21 protein-coding genes are annotated in these 20,657 nt (G+C 60.8%); 8 read left to right on the top strand and 13 right to left on the bottom strand.

Features of this window, described 5'->3' with window-relative positions; translation table 11 throughout:
- Window positions 1-77: 77 nt before the first annotated feature.
- The 3 genes from msrA to ACSOSP_RS38510 all read right to left on the bottom strand — a co-directional run bounded on the left by msrA (window position 78) and on the right by ACSOSP_RS38510 (window position 2,494).
- On the bottom strand, window positions 78-821 hold the full coding sequence (gene msrA / locus ACSOSP_RS38520; RefSeq protein ID WP_455314253.1) for a peptide-methionine (S)-S-oxide reductase MsrA: 744 nt from the start codon (window positions 819-821) through the stop codon (window positions 78-80).
- Window positions 822-1,059: 238 nt separating this feature from the next.
- Window positions 1,060-2,301, bottom strand: a complete 1,242-nt coding sequence (locus tag ACSOSP_RS38515) for an ArgE/DapE family deacylase (protein WP_455314252.1) — start codon at window positions 2,299-2,301, stop codon at window positions 1,060-1,062.
- Window positions 2,302-2,323: 22 nt separating this feature from the next.
- Window positions 2,324-2,494 carry a hypothetical protein gene (locus tag ACSOSP_RS38510; RefSeq protein ID WP_455314251.1) on the bottom strand — a complete coding sequence of 57 codons (171 nt, stop codon included), beginning with the start codon at window positions 2,492-2,494 and terminating at the stop codon, window positions 2,324-2,326.
- 161 nt (window positions 2,495-2,655) lie between these two features.
- Here ACSOSP_RS38510 and kynU point away from each other — a divergent pair, with 161 nt between their 5' ends.
- From kynU to ACSOSP_RS38490, 4 genes are all read left to right on the top strand, one after another.
- Window positions 2,656-3,906 carry a kynureninase gene (gene kynU / locus ACSOSP_RS38505; protein ID WP_455314250.1) on the top strand — a complete coding sequence of 417 codons (1,251 nt, stop codon included), beginning with the start codon at window positions 2,656-2,658 and terminating at the stop codon, window positions 3,904-3,906.
- 19 nt (window positions 3,907-3,925) lie between these two features.
- Complete coding sequence (gene kynA, locus ACSOSP_RS38500; RefSeq protein ID WP_455314249.1) at window positions 3,926-4,825, top strand: tryptophan 2,3-dioxygenase; 900 nt, start codon at window positions 3,926-3,928, stop codon at window positions 4,823-4,825.
- 81 nt (window positions 4,826-4,906) lie between these two features.
- Entirely contained in the window at window positions 4,907-5,743 is an 837-nt protein-coding gene (locus ACSOSP_RS38495) for a class I SAM-dependent methyltransferase (protein WP_455314248.1), read from the top strand.
- A 121-nt stretch (window positions 5,744-5,864) separates the two neighbouring features.
- Entirely contained in the window at window positions 5,865-6,476 is a 612-nt protein-coding gene (locus tag ACSOSP_RS38490) for a glutathione S-transferase family protein (RefSeq protein WP_455314247.1), read from the top strand.
- A 54-nt stretch (window positions 6,477-6,530) separates the two neighbouring features.
- On the opposite strand, the gene ACSOSP_RS38485 is transcribed toward ACSOSP_RS38490, so the two are convergent.
- Window positions 6,531-7,490, bottom strand: a complete 960-nt coding sequence (locus tag ACSOSP_RS38485) for a LysR family transcriptional regulator (protein ID WP_455314246.1) — start codon at window positions 7,488-7,490, stop codon at window positions 6,531-6,533.
- Window positions 7,491-7,673: 183 nt separating this feature from the next.
- Here ACSOSP_RS38485 and ACSOSP_RS38480 point away from each other — a divergent pair, with 183 nt between their 5' ends.
- Window positions 7,674-8,063, top strand: a complete 390-nt coding sequence (locus ACSOSP_RS38480) for a tautomerase family protein (protein WP_455314245.1) — start codon at window positions 7,674-7,676, stop codon at window positions 8,061-8,063.
- 66 nt (window positions 8,064-8,129) lie between these two features.
- Here the strand turns inward: ACSOSP_RS38480 and ACSOSP_RS38475 are convergent, their stop codons facing one another.
- Window positions 8,130-8,804 carry a Pr6Pr family membrane protein gene (locus ACSOSP_RS38475; RefSeq protein ID WP_455314244.1) on the bottom strand — a complete coding sequence of 225 codons (675 nt, stop codon included), beginning with the start codon at window positions 8,802-8,804 and terminating at the stop codon, window positions 8,130-8,132.
- A 141-nt stretch (window positions 8,805-8,945) separates the two neighbouring features.
- A complete protein-coding gene (locus ACSOSP_RS38470; RefSeq protein WP_455314243.1) occupies window positions 8,946-9,197 on the bottom strand; it encodes a DUF1488 domain-containing protein in 252 nt (83 codons plus the stop codon).
- Between the two features lie 314 nt (window positions 9,198-9,511).
- Here ACSOSP_RS38470 and ACSOSP_RS38465 point away from each other — a divergent pair, with 314 nt between their 5' ends.
- A complete protein-coding gene (locus tag ACSOSP_RS38465; protein WP_455314242.1) occupies window positions 9,512-10,933 on the top strand; it encodes an MFS transporter in 1,422 nt (473 codons plus the stop codon).
- Window positions 10,934-10,939: 6 nt separating this feature from the next.
- Here the strand turns inward: ACSOSP_RS38465 and ACSOSP_RS38460 are convergent, their stop codons facing one another.
- Window positions 10,940-12,061: a succinylglutamate desuccinylase/aspartoacylase family protein gene (locus tag ACSOSP_RS38460; protein WP_455314241.1), complete on the bottom strand. Its 1,122-nt coding sequence runs from the start codon at window positions 12,059-12,061 to the stop codon at window positions 10,940-10,942.
- Window positions 12,062-12,082: 21 nt separating this feature from the next.
- Window positions 12,083-12,862, bottom strand: a complete 780-nt coding sequence (locus tag ACSOSP_RS38455) for a transporter substrate-binding domain-containing protein (RefSeq protein WP_455314240.1) — start codon at window positions 12,860-12,862, stop codon at window positions 12,083-12,085.
- Between the two features lie 154 nt (window positions 12,863-13,016).
- On the opposite strand from ACSOSP_RS38455, the gene ACSOSP_RS38450 reads away from it, so the two are divergent.
- Window positions 13,017-13,949, top strand: coding sequence for a LysR substrate-binding domain-containing protein (locus tag ACSOSP_RS38450; RefSeq protein WP_455314239.1), 933 nt, complete (start codon window positions 13,017-13,019; stop codon window positions 13,947-13,949).
- Window positions 13,950-13,961: 12 nt separating this feature from the next.
- On the opposite strand, the gene ACSOSP_RS38445 is transcribed toward ACSOSP_RS38450, so the two are convergent.
- The gene (locus tag ACSOSP_RS38445; RefSeq protein ID WP_455314238.1) at window positions 13,962-15,785 is read right to left on the bottom strand and encodes a sensor domain-containing diguanylate cyclase; all 1,824 of its coding nucleotides are present in this window, start codon (window positions 15,783-15,785) and stop codon (window positions 13,962-13,964) included.
- Window positions 15,786-15,976: 191 nt separating this feature from the next.
- On the opposite strand from ACSOSP_RS38445, the gene ACSOSP_RS38440 reads away from it, so the two are divergent.
- Entirely contained in the window at window positions 15,977-16,564 is a 588-nt protein-coding gene (locus ACSOSP_RS38440) for a MarR family winged helix-turn-helix transcriptional regulator (RefSeq protein ID WP_031360802.1), read from the top strand.
- 40 nt (window positions 16,565-16,604) lie between these two features.
- Here ACSOSP_RS38440 and ACSOSP_RS38435 read toward each other — a convergent pair whose 3' ends face one another.
- The 4 genes from ACSOSP_RS38435 to ACSOSP_RS38420 form a co-directional block, all read right to left on the bottom strand.
- Window positions 16,605-17,630, bottom strand: coding sequence for an aldo/keto reductase (locus tag ACSOSP_RS38435; protein ID WP_455314236.1), 1,026 nt, complete (start codon window positions 17,628-17,630; stop codon window positions 16,605-16,607).
- 148 nt (window positions 17,631-17,778) lie between these two features.
- Window positions 17,779-18,573, bottom strand: a complete 795-nt coding sequence (hutG, locus tag ACSOSP_RS38430) for an N-formylglutamate deformylase (protein ID WP_455314235.1) — start codon at window positions 18,571-18,573, stop codon at window positions 17,779-17,781.
- Between the two features lie 70 nt (window positions 18,574-18,643).
- Window positions 18,644-19,609: a LysR family transcriptional regulator gene (locus ACSOSP_RS38425; RefSeq protein WP_455314234.1), complete on the bottom strand. Its 966-nt coding sequence runs from the start codon at window positions 19,607-19,609 to the stop codon at window positions 18,644-18,646.
- Window positions 19,610-19,777: 168 nt separating this feature from the next.
- A complete protein-coding gene (locus tag ACSOSP_RS38420) occupies window positions 19,778-20,632 on the bottom strand; it encodes an oxidoreductase (protein WP_455314233.1) in 855 nt (284 codons plus the stop codon).
- Window positions 20,633-20,657 lie beyond the last annotated feature (25 nt).

Here is a 20,657-nt window from a genome sequence, read left to right as displayed (position 1 = left end):
GCCGCGGTGTCGATCGATCGCGTGAACCGCAGAAACCCGCAAGCGCTCAGGCCGCGGGTTTCATGTCCGCCGCTTTTCTATTGCTGCGCCGCCACGCTCAGCAGCACCGGTTTATCACGATACAGCGTCGGATACAGGCGCTTCAGGTTCTCGACCTTCGGCAAGTCGTTAATTGCGATATACGGCGCATCCGGATGCAGCGTCAAATAGTTCTGGTGATAAGACTCGGCAGGATAAAAGCCCTTGAGCGAGTCTGTCCTCGTCACGATCGGCGAGGAGAAGACATGCGCCTTGTCAAGTTGTGCGATATAACTTTGCGCGATGCGCTTTTGCATGTCGTTGGCCGGAAAGATTGCCGAACGATATTGCGTTCCGCTGTCCGGGCCTTGCCGGTTCAATTCCGTCGGGTCATGAGCGACTGAGAAATAGATCTGCAGCAACTTGCCGTAAGTGATCTTCGTCGGGTCGTAAGTGATCTGCACGGATTCGGCATGACCCGTCTGGCCCCCGCTGACGGTCTCGTACTGCGCGGTCTGGGCCTGACCACCGGCGTAACCCGACACAACTTTCGTCACACCGTTGACGTGCTGGAACACGCCTTGAACGCCCCAAAAACAACCGCCTGCCAGCACGGCGGTTTCCTCATGCGCTGCGTTCGCGGGTTCATCGAGCGCGGGGGCTGCAATGACGACTGCGGCTTCTGACGAATGCGCCAGGTGCATGGATGCGAACAAGATGCCGGCGCCCAGGCCGATAGCCGTCAACAACGCCGCGCCGCGCGAACGCAGGAACGTGGCAGGATTTTGCTTCGTGGAAATCATGGAGTACCTCCGGGTTTCAGGACGACGCGCTTTACTTGCGCCCGGCAGCCAAATGCCGGGCGGGCGCCCGGGCGTCCTCCTCTTGCCTTATGTTAGCGCGCCCGCAGACGTGTGCACGCTTGATGACAAAGATGTCATCGAGAGGTCATGAATGGTCACGAACGCCCTTGCCTTCCTCTACCTCGCTTGCTGAACTTGAGTCCATACAGCGGACACGCCTTTAAAAGCGGGATATAGCTTAAGGTTGTGCCCCAAGCAAGTCCGCAAGCGCAATCGCCACCGTTTTCGTCGCGACCTTCAGGTCTTCAAGCGAGACGCGCTCGTCGGCCCGATGTCCATTAGCCTCAAGCAGCGTTCGCGGACCGGCGCCATAAATCACGGTCGGTACGCCCGCCTCGCAATACAAGCGGGCGTCGGTATAAAGCGGCACGCCTTCGGTAGGAATGTCGCGTTGCAGCGTAACGAGAGCCGCTCGTTGCAACGCTTGTGACAAGCGCTCCGCACCGTCAAGCGAGCGCAACGGCGACGTAACCAACACCTCTTGTATCTCCACGCCAATGCCCGGCAAGCCTTCCACCGACGCCATGATCAGCGCCTTCAATTGCTTGAGCACGTCTTGCGGATTCTCTTCCGGCACCACCCGCCGGTCGAGCCGCAAACTCACCTTGTCAGGCACCACATTCGTATTGATGCCGCCTTTGATCAGACCCACCACCAACGTAGGATGGTCGATGCCCGGCGTCTGCGAATGAATTTCGCGCAATGCCGCCCGATGCCCGTACAGCGCATTGAGCACTGCCGTAGCGGCCTCCAGCGCGTCATGCCCGGTATCGGGCCGCGCCGCGTGCGCCGACTTGCCCCGCACCGTGACTTCCAGGTGGATCGCGCCATTGTGCGCGGTCGTGATCGAATAGGAAAAGCCTGCACAGATGGCGTAATCAGGCTTCACGATGCCCTGCTTCAGCAACCACTCCGGTCCGATCAGGCCACCGGTTTCTTCGTCATAGGTCAGGTGCAGCTCCACCGTCCCGGCAAGCGTCGCACCGCTCTCGATCAACGCCTTCAACGCGAACGCATAGGTGGCAAAGTCCGACTTCGATACCGCCGCTCCGCGCCCGATCATGAAACCATCGCGAATCTGGGCGCCGTATGGATCAGCGGTCCAGCCATCGCCGGGGGGCACCACGTCGCCGTGAGCGTTCAGCGCGATCACCGGCCCCGCGCCAAAGCGATGGCGGATCACCAGGTTCGTCGCACTGATCATGCCGGCGCGCGTGACGTCGTCTGCCGGCACTACGTGACGTTCGACCGCGAAGCCGATCCTTTCCAGCCATTGCGCCGCCATCTCCGCGTGGTCCGCGCAATCGCCCGGCGGATTGTCAGACGGTTTTTGCACGAGCGCGGAAAGAAACTGGACCTCCTGGTCAAAGTGATTGTCGACGCAGTCGATCAGGGTCGAGGTGAGAACGGGTGAGGTCATGAGCGATGGTCTATCCAGGTAACTAGCTAAGGGTTGGCTGCATGGTAAAGGGTAACGCGAGAGTATCGCGAGGAGCGCTGCGGCCGGCGAGCGGCGACAGCTTAAGCGATCCGGCCCACGCCTTGGTGAGCGCACCCGAATGCCACGCATAACGGATCGCCATCAATTTATCGCGCTTAAGCGCGATTTTCATCGAAGAAAATTGCATCAGGATCCAGGCGCCGCGTTTGTTTCGCAATCAATTAAAGCACGTTCTCGGCTAAGCTTTATGGATCGGCACGCGCTCCGCCGGACGGCGGCCAGACGTGGATTTCCGTCACGCACGGACACAATAACTCACCGGAATACGCTTCAATGAACCATAGAGACGATGCCGCGGCACTCGACCGCGACGATCCGCTAGCCCGTTTGCGCGATCAGTTCGCGCTTGGTCACGACACTATCTATCTTGACGGCAACTCGCTTGGCGTAGCGCCGAAGGCCGCCGCTGCGCGCGCCGCCGCCGTCATCACCGGCGAATGGGCCGACGGCTTGATCCGCTCGTGGAATACGGCAGGATGGTTCGCGTTGCCCAAGCGGCTTGGCAACAAGCTGGCTCCGTTGATTGGCGCGGCCGAGGACGAAGTGGTCGTCACCGACACCATTTCCATCAACCTCTTCAAGATCCTGTCGGCAGCGCTGCGGGTAGCCAACGAGCGCGATCCGAAGCGTCGTGTCATCGTCTCCGAACGCTCGAATTTTCCGACCGATCTCTACATCGCGCAAGGCCTGATCGAGCAACTGGATCGCGGATATGAACTGCGTCTCGTCGATCATGCATCCGAGCTCGCCACCGCTATCGACGAGAATACGGCCGTCGCCATGATCACGCACGTGAACTATCGCACGGGCGCCATGCACGACATGGCCGCGCTGACCCGCGTGATCCATCAGGCGGGCGCGCTCGCGGTCTGGGACCTGGCTCATTCGGCAGGCGCGGTCCCGGTTGATCTGAACGCCGCCGGCGCGGACTACGCGGTCGGCTGCACCTATAAGTACCTGAATGGCGGACCGGGCTCGCCCGCGTTTATCTGGGTGCCCAAGCGGCTGCAGAATAATTTTTCGCAACCGCTGTCCGGCTGGTGGGGTCACAAAAAACCCTTTGAAATGAGCCCCGAGTATCGGCCCGATGACGGCATCGGCCGGTTCCTGTGCGGCACGCAACCTATCGTCTCGATGTCGATGGTCGAATGCGGCCTCGACGTGTTCGGGCAAACCGACATGGCCACGTTGCGCCGGAAATCGCTGGCGCTGAGTGACCTGTTCATCGAACTCGTGGAGACGCGATGCCGCGAATTTCCATTGCAGCTCGTGACTCCAAGGGCACATGCTGAACGCGGATCGCAGGCAAGCTTCGAACATCCGCATGGGTACGAGGTCATGCAGGCGCTGATCGCGCGTAACGTGATTGGCGATTACCGCGAGCCGCGCATCCTGCGCTTTGGGTTCACGCCGCTTTATACGCGCTATGTGGATGTATGGGACGCCGTTGAAACACTGCGCGACGTGCTGGCGACTGAAGCATGGCGTGCACCCGAGTTCGCCGAACGTGGCGCAGTTACCTGACCCGAGCGGAGAACGCGCGATGACACAATCACATGAAAGCGAAGGCACGGGCGGCTGTCCGATGGGCTATGGAACAGCAGGCGATGCTGTGCAGAAACCGGAGGGCTGGCATGACGCACAACTCGACTTCTCCGGTTCGATGAGCTATGGCGACTATCTCTCGCTCGATACGCTCCTTGCTGCGCAACACCCGCTCTCGCCCGACCACAACGAAATGCTGTTCATCGTGCAGCACCAGACGAGCGAGCTATGGATGAAGCTCGCGCTGTATGAGTTGCATGCAGCGCTCGCCGCCGTGCGTCGCGATGACCTGCCGCCGGCGTTCAAGATGCTCGCGCGGGTCTCGCGCATCCTCGATCAACTGGTCCAGGCGTGGAGCGTCCTCGCGACCATGACACCGTCCGAATACACGGCAATGCGGCCTTATCTGGGGGCATCGTCGGGATTCCAGTCGCATCAGTACCGGCAGATCGAGTTCCTGCTGGGCAACAAGAACGAGCAGATGCTCAAGCCGCATGCGCATCGTCCGAACGTGTATGCAGAGGTCAAGGCGACGCTTGACGGACCCTCGTTCTACGATGAAGTCATCCGCCTGCTCGCGCGCCGCGGCTTTCCGATCGCGCCGGAAAGGCTGGAGCGAGACTGGACTCAGCCGACCACGCTCGACGCCAGCGTGGAAGCCGCCTGGCTCACTGTGTATCGCGAGCCGACGCAGCATTGGGAACTCTACGAGATGGCGGAAGAACTCGTCGATCTCGAAGATTCTTTCCGGCAATGGCGCTTCCGTCACGTCACCACTGTTGAGCGGATCATCGGCTTTAAGCAAGGCACGGGCGGAACCAGCGGTGCGCCCTATTTGCGAAAGATGCTGGACGTGGTGCTGTTTCCTGAGCTATGGCATGTCAGGACGCTGCTCTGAGCGATAGTGCACCGGTCCTACGCGCGGGGTAAAGCGGAACACGCTCTGACAAGCGACGCGCTTTACCCGATAATAACCCGCATGAAAATACTCCCACCTTCCCGTCTCATGCGGCGTGCTTTTCTGGCGTTGCCCGCAGCCCTGCTGCTAGCGTCGTGCGCGACACCCATCGCATCGACATCACTCGATACCGCCATTGCCGCGCCGTATCGTGGAGAAAAGGCGCAGGCGCGCGACGTCTACCGGCACCCGAAAGAGACACTGGAATTCTTCGGCCTCGCACCGAACCAGAGCGTGCTGGAGATCGCGCCGGGCGGCGGCTGGTACACCGATATCCTCGGACCTTATTTGCGGGCGCGCGGCACGCTTTACGAAGCGCAATATCTGCCGCCCCAAGGGGCGCTGCCTGCCGGTGAGGCGAAGAATAACGCTGTGTTCGAGCGCAAGCTCGCGGCTTCTCCCGACATCTTCGGAACGGTCGTGGTCGGCGCGCTGCAATCGGGGCAGTTCAGCGGCTTTCCCGCCGGGCTGCAAGTCGATCGTGTGCTGACGTTTCGCAATATCCATAACTGGATAGAAGACGGCCAGGTCGATGCCAACCTGCGTGCGTTCTATTCGGTCCTGAAACCGGGCGGCGTGCTCGGCGTAGAAGAGCATCGCGCAATACCGGGTACTTCGGTTCAGCAAATGATCGATACCGGCTATCTGACCGAAGCCTACGTGATCGAGCATGCACAGGCAGCGGGGTTCAGGCTTGCCGCGCGCAGTGAGATCAACAGCAACCCCCGCGATACAAAGGACTATCCGCACGGTGTGTGGTCCTTGCCGCCGACCTACCGGGGTGGCGACACCGACCGCGCGCGCTTCGCCGCCATTGGCGAATCGGACCGGATGACGCTGCGTTTCGTCAAGCCATAGGCAAGCGTGCCCGGTCGCAGGATCAAGGCCAATCGCACGGTCACCACACTGATGTGGACCGTAGCTTGCGTGCTATTCGCTGATCGCCCCTCTTTTCAATGTTTGAATCACAAGGCTATTCATGATCGAAGTCCACCATCTGAACGAATCCCGGTCGCGCCGCATTACGTGGCTGCTTGAAGAACTCGGACTCGACTACACGGTCCATGCTTACCAGCGCAATCCAAAGACCCGGCTTGCGCCGCCCGAGCTCGAAAAGATTCATCCGCTGGGAAAAGCGCCCGTAATTCGCGACGGCGAGGAGGTGATTTTCGAGTCCGGTGCGATCATCGAATATCTGGTGCGCAAGTATGGTCACGGCCGGTTTGCGCCCGCTGCGGACTCGCGTGACTACAATCGTTATCTCCAGTTTCTTCACTACGCGGAAGGTTCCGCCATGTTGCCGCTCATGCTCAAGCTCTACACGAGCCGGCTTGGCGATGGCGCTGCACCGCTGCAGCCGCGCATTGAAAGCGAAATGCAAAGGCACCTCGGCTTTCTGAACAGCGAACTCGCAGGAAGGGACTATTTCATTGGCAGTGAACTGACGGGCGCGGACGTTCAGCTTTCGTTTGCCGTCCAGATGGCCGTGAAGTTCTGCGGCGAAGAGGCCTACCCCAACCTCACGGCGTTCGTCCGGCGTATTGAAGCGCGTGAGGCGTATCGGCGGGCGATTGAGAAGTCGGGCGAGTAAGGGGCTCTGTGGGTCGTTGGCATCCGCCAAGGAACGCTTGCCTAGCCAACGGCCTTATTTCGAAGAAACCGACTTGCGGGTTGCGGCAGAGGCGGTTTCCTGTCGGCCGCGATCAGCAGAAGCATTCGCAAACCCCTCAGCCACGGCATCGCCAAACACACTGGCTGCACGTTTTAAATTGCCCAACTGAACCGGATGGACCAGCCAGACATCGAGACTTAATGAAAAGTCCTTCACATCGACAACAGATAGTTCGGCATACGAACCACTCCGGCGAAGCACATTCCGCGGCACAAGCCCCAAACCGAGCCCTGCTGCAATCAACTTCAGTTGCATCTCGGTGCCGTGCGTATCCACGCTTAACCTGAGTTCGCGCCCCGCCCCTTGCATCGCCCGTTCCAGTGCTGCACGGTAGCCGCAACCCAGCGGATTGAGGATCCATTCCCGGTCCGCCAGCGCCAGGATGTTCGCGCGCCGCTCAATCACCGGCCGGCGCTTGCTCTGGACTACCAGCACCTCGAGTGTCGTGATAAACCGGCCTGCCACGCTGTCCGGCAACGTGCTGGGGGACGGCAGCAGCAACGTGGCCGCATCCAGTTTCCCGAGACTGATCTGTTGCAACAACCCCGTGCTCCATTCGGTATGCGACTGGACCTCGAGCTCCGGAAACGCCGCTTTCAGACGCATCACCGCGTCGAACAAGGCGATCTCCGCAACCACCTGAGAAAGGCCCAAGCGAAACGTCCCGCTCGGCACAGCGTCTTCCCGGGGAATCTCAAGCAATTGATTCACGCTGCGCATCAGGGGGACCGCATGTTCATAGATCCGGCGCGCAAGCGCGGTTGCTTGGGGCGGCTTACAGTTGCGGTCCAGGAGTTCCGCGCCAAGGACAGCTTCAAGATGCTGAATCCGCCGCGATATGGCCGATTGCGTCAACGACAGCACATCCGCCGCACGCGTCAACGAATTGTGGTCGAGCACCGCAACCAGGGTTTTAAGGTCTTCGAATAACATGCTTCACTCTCATGGTTCATATGAGAACTATGCGCTTGATGCACGTTTGCATCTAGTCTAATCTTCATCGTCGAACCATGCGAATCGATGTCTTTTAATAGGGCTCGCAAATTCTCGCGCAACAACATGCCACGCATGTCGTGGCCAGCGCGTGCCTATTCCCACTTAAGCCTGAGGTCAACCATGCCACTCGTTCGAATCAATCTTGCGCAGACTGCATCGCCGGAAGTCGTTCAAGCCATCAGCAACGTCGTGTACGACGTCATGATCGATGTAGTCAAAGTGCCGGAGCACGACAAGTTTCAGATCATCACCCGCCATGCGCCTGACGAATTGATCTACCCGGCCGAGGGATACCTGGGCGTGACCTACACGCCGGGGATCGTATTTATCCAGGTGACATGGAACACCGGCCGGACGATCGAGATGAAGAAAGCGTTTTACCACGCGGTGGCGGATGGCATACACGCGAAGACGGGCATACGAAAAGAAGATGTCTGGATCAACCTGGTCGAGGTGAATCGCGAGGACTGGTCGTTCGGCAATGGCGACATGCACTACGCGCCGAAGTAACCACTGCATGCGAATAAGGTGCTGCCGGTCGCGCATGTATGCGGCCGGCGGCCCCTCGACCGGGCGCTAATGCGGACGTCTATGATTCAAAGCGATGAACACGCCCATCAGCGTGACGAAAGCCAGCACGAGCAAGCTCGCGTTGAACAGCACATGCGGATAGCCGAGTTCACCGACATCAATGAACGGATAGGGATAAAAGTCCGACGTACTGCCGCGCCAAAGTGTGATGCAGAGATAACCTAGCGGATAGATCAGCCACAGCAGGCATTGGCGCCAAGTCAGATGAAAGCGCGGCACGAACAGCACCCAGTAGATCGTCGACAACACGGGAACAATGGTGTGCAGGCATTCGTTGAGCACCGCGCGATATCCCGAAGGCGTCCACAGGTGACGCAGCAACAGGTTATAAGCCAGCCCGACAAACACGATGTACACCACGACCGCCGTCACCACCGGCGGCTTGCGAAAAAATCGCCCGAGCGGCGAGCGGCCAAGTGCGGCGACAAACGAAAAACAAAGGGCGACAGTAAATATGGTCAGGTTCGTCAGATAGCTGCCAAGGCGCTCAAACCCATCGAATACGCTTAAGCCCCGGGCTACCATCCGGTGGACCGTGATGTCGGTTTGCATGGCGAGCGCGAGCCACGCTATTGTCGCGATGCACGCGGCCAGCAATAAAGACGCCGTGCCGGGCGTATGCAAAGGCAACGCGTGCTCTGCCTCTGGCGGGCTTTGCATCGGGCGCTGAGTCTGGCTTTCAGGAGACGAGGAAATCGGCTTGGGCATACCGCGATTTTATACACGGCGAGATAGACCTGCAGTTTCGCAGCAGGTCTGCCGCGTGCGGCGACCGTCCGGCGCAAGCACGTCCGATCAAGCTCAGGATATCTTGAAGATGTTTTGCGGGCCGCGTACGTACAGGCCTTCGGCCTTCAGGAGAATGCGTTCGCGGTACAGATCGAAGGCGGCGAGCACGGCCGATTCGCCCGACCCCATTTGCGGATTGAAACTCGATAGCGCCGCGTCGTCTATCTGGAATGAAATCTCGCGCGAACCGTCATACCCCCAGAAGCACACGCAATGCCGGGAGTCGTCGTAGGAACGGCTTGGGTTCGGGAAATTGAGTTTCATACGCCATCCTAGTCCTATTAGTGTGACGCGCGCGACGGTGTTGTTCCTGGTAATTACCCTGACTTAACACTCCTCCGCTAAGCCTAATATTCCGACACCAACAAAATCAGGAAGCAATTACCGCCAGCCGCCTGGCAAACATTTAAGCCTTAAGGCTGCGCACTATCTGTACGTCTTTTGTAATGAATACAGCGCCTCGATGCTTTCGCATCACGCCCCCCGGTTCAAGTAGACTCTGCTGCCACGCAATCGATCGAACCCCCGGCGCCTTGCAGGCGCGTCGTTGGCTCTACCGGAAATACGCTCGCCGCCTCGTGAAACCAGCCAACTTCCGCATCACCGCCGCTGTTGTAGCCAGTGCGCTTTTTATGCAAAACATGGACGGCACGATCGTCGCGACGGCCCTCCCCGCCATGGCTCGCGACCTCGGCGTCGACCCGGTCCATCTGAGTAGCGCCATTACCGCTTATCTCGTTGCGCTGACGGTGTTCATCCCTGCTAGCGGATGGGTTGCCGACCGCTTCGGTGCAAAGCGCGTCTTCATGTGGGCAATCGCAACCTTTACGCTGGCCTCGCTTGCTTGTGCGGCGGCCGCGAACCTCCCGCAGCTCATTGGCGCGCGCATCGTGCAGGGAATCGGCGGGGCCATGATGGTGCCTGTCGGACGTCTGATCCTTTTTCGCGGCGTCAAACGTGAGGAGCTGTTGCAGGCCACGACCTGGCTCACCATGCCTGCTCTCATCGGCCCCTTGATGGGTCCGCCATTGGGCGGTTTTCTCACCGATACCCTCTCGTGGCGCAGCATCTTCTGGGTCAACGTGCCTGTCGGCATAGTGGGCTTATTGCTGACGTGGCGCTTGCTGCCGGCTGCGCCGCCCGAACATCATGCGCCGCCCGACGTGCGCGGAATGATGTTGATAGGCGCTTCGCTGACGCTGTTCATGACCGGCATCGAATGCGCGGGACGCGGTGTGCTGCCGCCGTTTGCGTCGCCCGCATGTGTCGCAGCGGGCGTGCTGATGTTCTGGATGGCCGTCAGGCACTGCCGTCGCGTGGATGATCCGGCTGTCGATTTCTCGCTGCTCAAGATTCCGACCTTTCATGCGGCGACTATTGCGGGGAGCTTGTTTCGTGCCGGTGCGGGCGCGCTGCCATTTCTCGTGCCGCTGACCTTACAAACCGGCTTCGGCTACAGCGCTTCCGCTAGCGGCCTCGTCACGTTCGCCAGCGCGCTGGGATCGTTTTGCATGCGGCCCATGACCTCGCTTGCACTGAGGCGTTTTTCCGTCCGGACCGTCTTGTGCGCCGGCAGCGTTTCGTTTGCCGCCGTGCTCGTGGTGTGCTCTTTCATGTCGCAGAACTGGCCCGCGAGCGCCATCTTCTTGTTGCTGCTGGTGGGCGGATTATCACGCTCGCTTAGCTTCGCCACCATGGGCGCGCTCGCTTTCGCCGATGTGCCCAAGCCCAAGCTGGCTGCCGCCACCTCATTCCAGGGCACCGCTCAGCAATTGATGAAGGCAGTCGGTGTCACGGTCGCGGCAGGGACCATTCAAGTCACCATGATCGTGGCCCCCGGCACGCACGCTGAACGATGGCAGCTGGCTTCTGCGTTTATTGTTACTGCGCTTGTCGTTATTACTTCTTACCCGATGTTCATGCGGATGCCCGCCGAAGCAGGAGCGGGGATTTCTGCTTCACGAGGATCCGCGCGCGGGCGCGCGAGCGAGGTCAAGTGACGCTGATCAAGCGCCGATCAACACCCCGGTCCTGAATGGAACGGCGCCCGTTACACGTCCCATCGGTGCGCCGGCAATAACAAAACGGATCGCCCGGCGCATATAGAAGACGCCGTCGTTTTTCGTCGTGAGCGTGGTCACTTCATCCGTGATCGGATCGACGATGTCGAAGACCGGGTCACCCGCTTTCAGATGTGCCCCAACTTGTGCGCGATACACCACTACGCCGCTTGCGGGCGCGATGAACTGCTCGCTGCCCGCTAATGGCGTCGCTGGATGGTTGAGCGGCGGCAGCTCGCGCGCCTCGCCTTCGATCACCCCCCGATACGTCAGGTAATCGACAATTGCGTCCGCGTCCTGTTCCGCGAATTCATAAGACACGTCACGCTGGCCGCGATGCTCGACGGTCAGTGCAACGTTGGGCGCGGCGAGCGGCGTGCCCTCGCCCAGAAGCGCGCGAACGTCGTTCCAGAGTTGTGTATGAACCTCGTCGAATGACTGGCCGCCCGAGTCTGCACAGAGCAGTACACCGCTTGCGCCCAGATAACGCGCCAGCGGCTCGACCGCCGGCCAGCTCGCTGGGCTCGTGTACAAGTGCATGGTGGCCTCAAGCGAACAGTGCAGGTCGAGGATGACGTCGGCATCGGCTGCCATGATCAGCATCTCGCGGCGCAAGGACTCGAACTCGTTCTTCGGCTTGACCTCGGCGAGCATGTCGCATACAGCACGCCGCAACAAACGCGTGTTGGCATTGGCGTCCTGCGTCCACTGATTGCCAATGCGTTCGACCAAAGCAGCGGCGGTGGGCAGCGGGAAGCTGCGATTGAAGTTGTGGCCGCTATTCAACTCAAAGCGCCCAAGGAACTGCCCGAGCACATGCTGCGAGAGTCCGATCGGGTTTGCGACCGGCACCAGGATCACTTCGCCGCGAATCCGTCCCGCCTTTTCCAGTTCGATCAGCCGTTGCTTCAGGCGCCACGCGGTCAGCATTGCAGGAATTTCGTCCGCGTGCAGCGACGCTTGTATGTAGACCTTCTCGCCCTTTCCCGGCGTGCCAAAATGAAAGCTGACGAACTCGCGGCGCGTGCCAATGGACGTGGAAACCAGCGGCGTGTTTTGGATGTGCATCGAATGCTCCTGAGAATCCTGTTAGTTGCCGTAGACGTCGAAGTCGAAGTACTTGTGGGCGATCTTCTGGTACGTGCCGTCTGCACGCATGCCGGCAATCGCGCTATCGATACTCGCCTTGAGCGCAACGTCGTCCTTGCGCAGGCCGATGCCCGTGCCGTGGTCACCCATCTCGAGTGGCCCACCGACAAACCCGAACCCCTTGCCTCTCGGTGTCTTCAGGAAGCCGTTATCCGCTTCCACCGACCCCAGCAGCGCCGCGTCCAGCCGGCCGGCCATCAGGTCCTCAAACACTCCCTCCTGGCTTTGATACGCGACCACTTCCACGCCACCCGGCTGCCAGTTCTTCTGCGCATACGTTTCGAACTGCGTGCCGCTCTGTACGCCAATGCGCTTGCCGCGCAGGCCGTCCGCGCTGACGGTTAGCGGAGTGCCGGTCTTCGCGATCAAACGGGACTTGAACTGGAACAGCTTGGTCGAGAACGCGATCTGCTGCATGCGCTTTTCAGTGATTGCCATCGACGAGATGATCGCGTCGATCTTGCGTGCCTGCAGCGCCGGGATCATGCCGGAAAACTCCATCTCGACCCATTGGCAATGCATCGCGATGCGGCGGCAGATCTCGTTGGCGAGATCGACGTCGAAACCGGTCACGGTGCCGTCCGGCATTTTCACGTCCATTGGCGGATACGTCGGATCAATGCCGAGGCGCAATACGGTCGCGTCTTTCGCGAAGGCAGGCGTGGAGACGGTCACGGCCGCAATCACAGCGGCGGCCAGCAATGCAGAGAGGGTTTTCATCGGCGCTTACTCAGAGGTCGAGATTCGGTGGTCAAGACGGTGATGGGGATGACACGCCTGCATGGTACGAGTGCAAAATGCCACCAAACAGGGCCGATTTACTTATCATGATCACTTTTACCTATCACCCTCACCTATCACCCGGGCGGAAATTGTGGACTTGACGTTGACGCAACTTCGCGTGTTCGTGGCTGTGGCTGAAGCCGGCAGCCTCAGGGCGGCGGCGCGCAGCCTCGGCATTGCGCAAAGCGGCGTGACGCAACAGTTGAGGAAACTCGAGACCAGCGCGGGCGGCCCCTTGTTCGAACGCGGGCATCGCGGCGCGCGCCTGACCTCGGTTGGCGAGCGCTTGCGGATTCGCGCCGACGTGATCCTTGGCGAGTGCGTTCGAACCGAAAACGAAATGCGCCAGTTGCGCGGTGAGTTGACCGGCCAGGTCTCGCTCGGCGCCGCGGCTGAGGCCATGATGCGATTATTTCCCGCGCTGCTCGCGAGTTTTCGCGAGCGCTGTCCTCGTATCGACGTTCACCTGACCAGCGCCACATCAAGGGTGCTCACGGCCTGGGTACGCGACGGCAGCCTGGACTTTGCGTTGGCGCTGGTATCGAACGAAGCGGACATCCACGATCTCGACGCGACCACACTGTTTGAATCGCCCGTCACCGTCATCGCACGGCGTGGTCATCCGCTAGGCCGTGCGCGGTCGCTGCGGGCGCTGCAGGACTGCGAGTGGGTCAGCACGCGGCCGCGCCATGCAGGCGATGTCGCGAACCGCTTGTCCACTCTGTTCGAGGACGCGGGGCTTGAACCGCCTCGTATCGCGGCCACGACCGAAGCGGTATTCGATACGCTGCATTGCGTGGCGAACAGCGATTACCTGTCGCTCGAACCCGTGCGTCTCGCGGCACATCCGTTCTTCAGGGACCATGTGGCGATCGTCCCGATCAAAGAGCAGGCGTTGAGTACGCGCGTGTGCCTGCTGCGCCGCGCAGGAGTGCCGTTGACGCCGGTGGCGCAGGAGCTGGCGTCCATGGCTGTGTCGTTTGCACGGATGCTGCCCGGGACCGCTGTGAGCGCCAGTGACTAGCGCGACACCTGGTCAATGACACTCGATACGATTGCGCCCCCGCTCCTTCGCCCGATATAGCGCGGCGTCGCTGCGGGAAAGCGGCGCGTCCGGACTGGCATCGGCGGCGTTCATGACGGCAATGCCAATGCTGACCGTCAGCGCAATTCGCCATTCAGCTTCCATCAGCGGAGCGTCAACAATCCGTTGCTGCACGCGTTCCGCGAAGGCCCTTGCTTCGATCAGATCGGCATGCGGCAACACCACCGCAAACTCTTCGCCGCCAACACGGCCCGCCATGCCCTGGGTGCCCAGCTCAGCCCGAAGGATAGACGCGAAGTGCCTGAGCGTCCGATCGCCGACCGCATGGCCCCACGTGTCGTTGATCAATTTGAAGTGGTCCAGATCGCACATGAGGATGGCGGCGATACCGGCTTTCGCGCGCTGGATCCGCGTCAGTTCCGCCTCGATCTGAATCATGAAATGGCGGCGATTGGGCAACTGCGTCAGGGAGTCGATGGTCGCGAACTCCTTCAGTTCAGCCTCTATGCGCTTGCGTTCCGTCACGTCGGTAATGAAGCCATGCCAGAGCGTGCCGCCGTCCTCCAGCCGCCGGGGCTGCGCGTCGCCTTGCCGCCAGCGCAGGCCCTGTCTCGGCAATTCGACACGGTATTCAAGGTGCCACGGCGTCAGGTTGGCTGCGGAAAACTCGAGGGAAGCGCGGTAAGCGGCGAGATCATCCGGGTCCACGAGCGAGTCGACAACCGCCGCGCTCGCGGCCACCTGCTGCGGCGTGATCTCGTAGATATCTTCAATGCCCGCGCTTGCGTACGAGAACAACGATTCGCCGCCTGGCAGCAAGCGATATTGAAAGACGAGACCCGGCACTTCATTGGTCAGGCTGGTGATCAGATCGACGTTCTCCTGCAGGCGTTCCGACATCGCGCGCATGGCCGTGATATCGGTAGTGGTGCCAATCATGCGCAGCGGCTGGCCCGTGCTGTCACGGCTGACGACCTTGCCGCGGCTGGAGATCCATTTGTAGCTGCCGTCCTTGCACCGTATGCGATGTTCGACTTCATAACTTTGCGTCTTCTGATCGAAATGTGCCTGGATGGTCGCCTGAACGTAAGCGAGATCGTCGGGATGGACGCGTTGGTAGCTGTCGTTGATCTGGTTGCTCAGTTCCCAATCCGCATAACCCAGGATGGCTTTCCATCCCGCGGAATAGTGGATCTCGTTGGTCAAGATATTGCGATCCCAGATGCCTGTGCCGCTGCCTGCAATGGCAAGCGCCATGCGTTTCTCGCGCGCACGCAACGCGTCCTGATCTTCTTTCAGTTCGGCGGCAGTGCGATCGCGTTCCAGGATCGCCGTGGCGAGGCGGGCAAAATCCCGCAGGGATTCACGTTGTGCGTGGTCCAGGTCGCGGGGCGAGGTATCAAGCAGACAAAAGGCGCCCAGCGTTTCCCCGTTCGAATCCCGCAGCGGGCATTCGGCATAAAAACGCATGCAGGGCGTGCTCACGACAAGCGGATGGTCATGAAAGCGTTTGTCGGCAAGGGTGTCCGGCACGACGAAAAGATCGTCGTCATTTGATGCTTGCCCGCAAAATGAAAGCTCGCCGGGGGCGGGCACATTGGGCACGAAGGCGCGGTCAGCCGCGAGACCGTCGCATGAGCAGATCCGCCTACGCTGCCCGTCGACCCGCACGATGAGCGCGACGCTCACGCCGAAGTGGCGTCTGGCGAGACGAGTCAGCCCGTCGAATCGTTCGTCCGGGATAGTGTCCCCGTCGACCGAACGTAAGGGATCAACCGGGTTGCTGTCGTCGTCAAATTTAGTGGGAGCCAGCATATCCAGTTCTGTCGACGGTGACTGGGAGCAGTGCGTACAGTCTATAACGACAATTCTCGCCTGGAGTTTATACCTGCAAGCTTGCACGTCCGCATAACCCGGCGCCGTTCTTCAGGTCCGTTCCGACCGGCTATCATGTTGGCCTGGGAAACGCTTCGAGCTTCGAGCTTCGAGCTTTGGGAAACACGGTCATGACAAGAAAGAAACCTGCGGACAGCGCGCCTCGCGAAACCGCTGCAATCCTGCGTCACTGGCACGACGCGGTACCCAACGACCGGCTGGCCCATCTCGTGAAGGACGCCGCGCGTTCGCTGGTGCGCGCGCTGCAGATGCGGCTTGCCGAGCACACCGTGTCGTACGGGCACTGGACCTTCCTGCGGATCCTGTGGGAGACGGATGGCTTGACGCAGCGCGAGTTGAGCACGCAGGCGGGGGTGATGGAGCCAACAACCTTTGCCGCGGTCAAGGCCATGGAGGCGCTGGGTTATGTCGAGCGCCAGCAGATGCCGGACAACAAGAAAAACGTGCACGTGTTCCTGACCGCCGAGGGCCGGGCGCTGAAAGAGAAGCTCGTGCCGCTCGCCGAGGAAGTCAACGAGGTCGGCGCGGTGGGCTTAAGCGAGCACGACATCAAGACCGCGCGCAAGGTGTTGCTGGCGCTGATTGAAAACCTGGCCGACGATGAACTGGGGTCCACGAACCCAATGCGCCGCGTGCCTTCAACGCGCGAGCTGGGACGGATCATTGCGGAGCGTGGGGATACGGTAGAGGACAGGTGATGCTGAAAATGCAATAGCATCCCTTGCCCTCTCCCCCTCCCTACACCGGCGACGGATTGCGATCCGCGAACCCGCGTTGATGCCAGTACGGATACGGCAGCGGCAACGTGCTCGCTTTATCCAGCGCCGCAATCTGCTGCGCACTCAACGACCACCCTACACTGCCCAGGTTCTCGCGGAACTGCTTCTCGTCGCGAGCGCCCACAATCACGTTCGCGACCGTCGGCCGCTGCAGCAGCCAGTTCAACGCAATCTGCGGTACGCTTTTTCCCGTTTCCTTAGCCACCACATCCAGCGCGTCCACAATGTCGTAGACATATTCGTCGGCAACCGGCGGTCCCATGTCCGCCGTCTTGTGCAAACGGCTGTTCTCCGGCAACGGGCTGCCGCGACGGATCTTGCCTGTCAGGCGCCCCCATCCCAGGGGACTCCACACAATGGTCGAGACCTTCTGGTCCAGTCCCAGCGGCATGAGTTCATGCTCGAAATCACGGCCGGTCAGCGAGTAATACGCCTGATGCACCGAATGCCGCGCGAGGCCTTCGCGGTCGGATACCGCCAGCGATTTCATCAAGTGCCAGCCGGAAAAATTCGAGCAGCCGATCACGCGGATCTTGCCCGCGCGCACGAAATCGTCGAGCGTGCGCAGGGTTTCTTCCACGCGTGTCAGTGCGTCGAAACCATGCAGTTGGTAGATGTCGATGTAGTCGGTGTTCAGGCGCTTCAGGCTGCCATTGATGGCTTCCGTCAAGTGATGCCGGCTCGAGCCCACGCTGTTCACGTCCGAGCCGAACTGAAACGTTCCTTTCGTCGATACGATCACCTTCGAGCGGCGTCCGGCGATGGCCTTGCCGAGTATCTCCTCCGCCATGCCATCGGAATAGATGTCGGCGCTGTCGAACATGGAGACACCCGCCTCCAGCGCAATGTCGACCAGGCTGCGCGCGCCGTCGGCATCGGTGCTGCCCCATGCCTTGAAGAACTCATTGCTGCCGCCGAACGTAGCGGTGCCCAGACTCAGCACGGGCACCTTGAAACCTGTCTCGCCCAATAAGCGATATTCCATGTCCACTCCTTTCCAGTGAAAGCCAATGAGCCGCTCCCGGGCAGGCGGCTTCGTTGATGCATTGGCCATATTAAGAGATCGCTGAATATCGTGCTTGGGTGCCCGGCAGCGGCAGCCGTCCTGCACGCACACGTTCAAGCAACAGCGATTACAGTCCCCGGATCACATCCAGCGCGACGCCCACCATGTTCTTCACCACCACCTGAACCTGACCGGCTGCTTCGGGCGCGTAGTCGAACGGTTCCGTCTCATCCATGTAGGTCGACTGGCACATTTCCAGTTGTATCGCGTGAACGCCGGTCTCAGGCGTTCCATAGTGGCGCGTGTTGTAGCCGCCCTTGAAACGGCCGTTGGCGATCCATGTGTACGAGCTCTGCGCAGCGGCATCGGTGACCGCTTGCAACGCGCCCGGCGCCGCCGTGCGCCCGTCCTGCGTACCGATATTCAGATCAGGAAGCTTGCCCTCGAACAGACGCGGCAACACGCTTGCAATCGAATGCGCTTCCCACAACAACACGTTCGGATGCGCTGCCCGCAACCGTGCGAGTTCTGCCTCAAGCACGTCGTGATACGGCTGCCAGTAAGTCACTACGCGGCGCGCTTTCTCGGCAGCGTCGGGCCCCGCGCCATCGCGATACAGCGGCATGCCACGGAAGGTTTCGCCCGGGCACAGGCCCGTTGTCGTCTGGCCCGGATAGAGGCTTTCATCGTTTGATGGACGGTTCAGGTCGATCACATAACGTGAGATGCGAGCGCCCAGAATGGTTGCGCCCATCTCGCGGGCGAAGTCATACAGGCGGTCGAGATGCCAGTCGGTGTCCGCCACGCTCAGCGCTATGTCCGTGTACAACGGCCGCAGGCTCTCGGGAATTTCAGTGCCGACGTGCGGGATTGAAATAAGCAGTGGCGCGTCGCCGCGATGCAAGGTGTAGAGATCGGTCATGATGGATTCCGGGCGAAGTGAGCGTATGAAAAGGGGTAGAGAAAGAGGTCAATGGACAAGTCGATAAGCATTATCGGATCGCATCGTCGGGCAGGTTGGGCAGCGCTTGCTGAAGCGCCGGGCGAATGCGCTGGTCGAGCACACCACGCGTCAGGGAGATCAGTTCGGCCGCAAAACCATCCCATTCGCTCTCACGATGCAGCAGGAAAAAATCGCGGCGCGCAAGGCCGCCTGGCGGCAGCGGCAACACCTCGATGTCCTCCAGATAATGGCGCGCCTGCCACAAGCAAAGCGGCGTGGAGATGGCGAAACCAAGACCCGCGGCAACAAGGCTAAGCAGGGGATCGGTGGCGTCGAATTCATAACGCCGCGGACTGTCGATACCGAGGTGCCGCGCAAAACGCTCGACCTGCTGGCCAATCACCGAGCGTCCCGTATATCGAATCAAGGGAAGATTGCTGGCGAGCATACGCCAGTCCGCCGCGGGCCGCGACGCGAGGAAGCGCCGCGATGCAACCGCCACGAATGCCTCGGAGAACAAGGGAATCTCCACGATACGCGGGTCCGAAATGACAGTCTGGGTGCAGACGGCCAGATCGATCTCACGATCGTGCAACTGCTTGGTCAGCCCCGGCGTCAAACCCGACCACAACGCAATCTGCCGCGACGAACCCGAGAGCGCGCGAATCAGTTCGGGACCGATCGTGGCCGCGAACGAGTCGACGCACCCCAGCCGAACCGACGCGTTGCCTGCACCGGATACCTCGTCGATGCGGGCACTCACGCGTTGCGCATGATCGAGCAAGGGCGAGGCGAGTTCGAGCAAGGCGCGCCCCGCGCTGTTGGCTCGCGGCGGACGGCTGTCCCGATCGAACAGGCTTGTACCCTGCTCGCGTTCGAGCGCGGATACAGCCTGGCTGATCGCGCTCTGGCTCACGCCGAGCTGCTTGGCAGCGGCAGTCATCGAGCCTGTATCGCAGACGGCAACGAACGCCTGCAGCGCGCGCAGGTCGATGGGGTGACGCGATCGTCTCATGGGCGTTCCGGTTTGGCGCGGCGCCGCCTTAACAAGGTTCCCAGCATGCCCGTGCTGACAGGGACCGTGCGAAGCTGCAGCGTTTTCCGTCGATGTCCATAAGTTTGCCTTATGCAAAATGTTCGCGGAAGTGCCTCGTGCGCCTCATGCGCCACGCGAAGTTGCGGCTTAGCTCGCGCCTTCCGGAAAATCGGCGCCAATGGTCGTCTTCTCCCACGCATCGAAGTCATTGGTCAGCGAAGTGACTTTCTTGCGCGCCAGTTCGAGCGCGGCTTTGCCAAGCAACAGGCGCAACGGCGGGGTATCGGAGAGTGCCGCGTCGATGATCGCCTGCGCCGCGCGCACCGGATCGCCCGCCTGATTGCCGCTGCGCGCTTCGGTCTGCTTGCGGCGCTCGCCTGCTGTCCCCGCATAGTCATCAATGCGCGTAGCCGACTGCTTGATCGACGGCCCGGCCCAGTTGGTCCGGAACGGTCCGGGCTCGACCACGAGCACGTCGATGCCCAGCGGTTTCACTTCGATCGCCAGCGACTCCGAGATCCCTTCCACCGCGTATTTGGTGCCGTGGTAGTAGCCCGTGGCCGCGAAGCTCGTGATCCCGCCTATCGATGAAATATTGACAATGAGGCCGTTTTTTTGCGCACGCATGATGGGCAGCACGGCCTTCGTCATGTCGACCAGCCCGAATACGTTGGTCTCGAACATGGCGCGTACGGCGTCGTCTTCGCCTTCTTCAATCGCCGCCAGATAACCATAACCTGCGTTGTTCACGAGCGCATCGATACGGCCGAAATGCTTCTGCGACTTCGCGACAACATCGGCGATCTGCTTGCGCTCGGTCACGTCGAGTTGAAGCACAAGTGCGCGCTCGCCGTAGCCTTCGGCCAGATCCGCGAGCTTCGACGGGTCCCGTGCGGTCACCACGGCGCGCCATCCGCGCTCCAGCACAAGTTTGGCCAGCTCGCGGCCGAAGCCGGTCGAGCAGCCGGTGATGAGCCACACGGGGTTGTCTCGATTCATCATGGAAAGCTCCTGTTCATAGATCGGA

The organism is Caballeronia sp. KNU42 (assembly GCF_053760385.1).
The sequence above is the reverse complement of the archived record's forward strand: the minus strand, read 5'-3'. Positions and strand labels throughout refer to the sequence as shown.

Bases quoted from the DNA above. Each gene is read 5' to 3' on its own strand.
- msrA (WP_455314253.1), bottom strand. From the start codon at position 821: ATGATTTCCACGAAGCAAAATCCTGCCACGTTCCTGCGTTCGCGCGGC.
- ACSOSP_RS38515 (WP_455314252.1), bottom strand. From the start codon at position 2,301: ATGACCTCACCCGTTCTCACCTCGACCCTGATCGACTGCGTCGACAAT.
- ACSOSP_RS38510 (WP_455314251.1), bottom strand. From the start codon at position 2,494: ATGAAAATCGCGCTTAAGCGCGATAAATTGATGGCGATCCGTTATGCG.
- kynU (WP_455314250.1), top strand. From the start codon at position 2,656: ATGAACCATAGAGACGATGCCGCGGCACTCGACCGCGACGATCCGCTA.
- kynA (WP_455314249.1), top strand. From the start codon at position 3,926: ATGACACAATCACATGAAAGCGAAGGCACGGGCGGCTGTCCGATGGGC.
- ACSOSP_RS38495 (WP_455314248.1), top strand. From the start codon at position 4,907: ATGAAAATACTCCCACCTTCCCGTCTCATGCGGCGTGCTTTTCTGGCG.
- ACSOSP_RS38490 (WP_455314247.1), top strand. From the start codon at position 5,865: ATGATCGAAGTCCACCATCTGAACGAATCCCGGTCGCGCCGCATTACG.
- ACSOSP_RS38485 (WP_455314246.1), bottom strand. From the start codon at position 7,490: ATGTTATTCGAAGACCTTAAAACCCTGGTTGCGGTGCTCGACCACAAT.
- ACSOSP_RS38480 (WP_455314245.1), top strand. From the start codon at position 7,674: ATGCCACTCGTTCGAATCAATCTTGCGCAGACTGCATCGCCGGAAGTC.
- ACSOSP_RS38475 (WP_455314244.1), bottom strand. From the start codon at position 8,804: ATGCAAAGCCCGCCAGAGGCAGAGCACGCGTTGCCTTTGCATACGCCC.
- ACSOSP_RS38470 (WP_455314243.1), bottom strand. From the start codon at position 9,197: ATGAAACTCAATTTCCCGAACCCAAGCCGTTCCTACGACGACTCCCGG.
- ACSOSP_RS38460 (WP_455314241.1), bottom strand. From the start codon at position 12,061: ATGCACATCCAAAACACGCCGCTGGTTTCCACGTCCATTGGCACGCGC.
- ACSOSP_RS38455 (WP_455314240.1), bottom strand. From the start codon at position 12,862: ATGAAAACCCTCTCTGCATTGCTGGCCGCCGCTGTGATTGCGGCCGTG.
- ACSOSP_RS38445 (WP_455314238.1), bottom strand. From the start codon at position 15,785: ATGCTGGCTCCCACTAAATTTGACGACGACAGCAACCCGGTTGATCCC.
- ACSOSP_RS38440 (WP_031360802.1), top strand. From the start codon at position 15,977: ATGACAAGAAAGAAACCTGCGGACAGCGCGCCTCGCGAAACCGCTGCA.
- ACSOSP_RS38435 (WP_455314236.1), bottom strand. From the start codon at position 17,630: ATGGAATATCGCTTATTGGGCGAGACAGGTTTCAAGGTGCCCGTGCTG.
- hutG (WP_455314235.1), bottom strand. From the start codon at position 18,573: ATGACCGATCTCTACACCTTGCATCGCGGCGACGCGCCACTGCTTATT.
- ACSOSP_RS38425 (WP_455314234.1), bottom strand. From the start codon at position 19,609: ATGAGACGATCGCGTCACCCCATCGACCTGCGCGCGCTGCAGGCGTTC.
- ACSOSP_RS38420 (WP_455314233.1), bottom strand. From the start codon at position 20,632: ATGATGAATCGAGACAACCCCGTGTGGCTCATCACCGGCTGCTCGACC.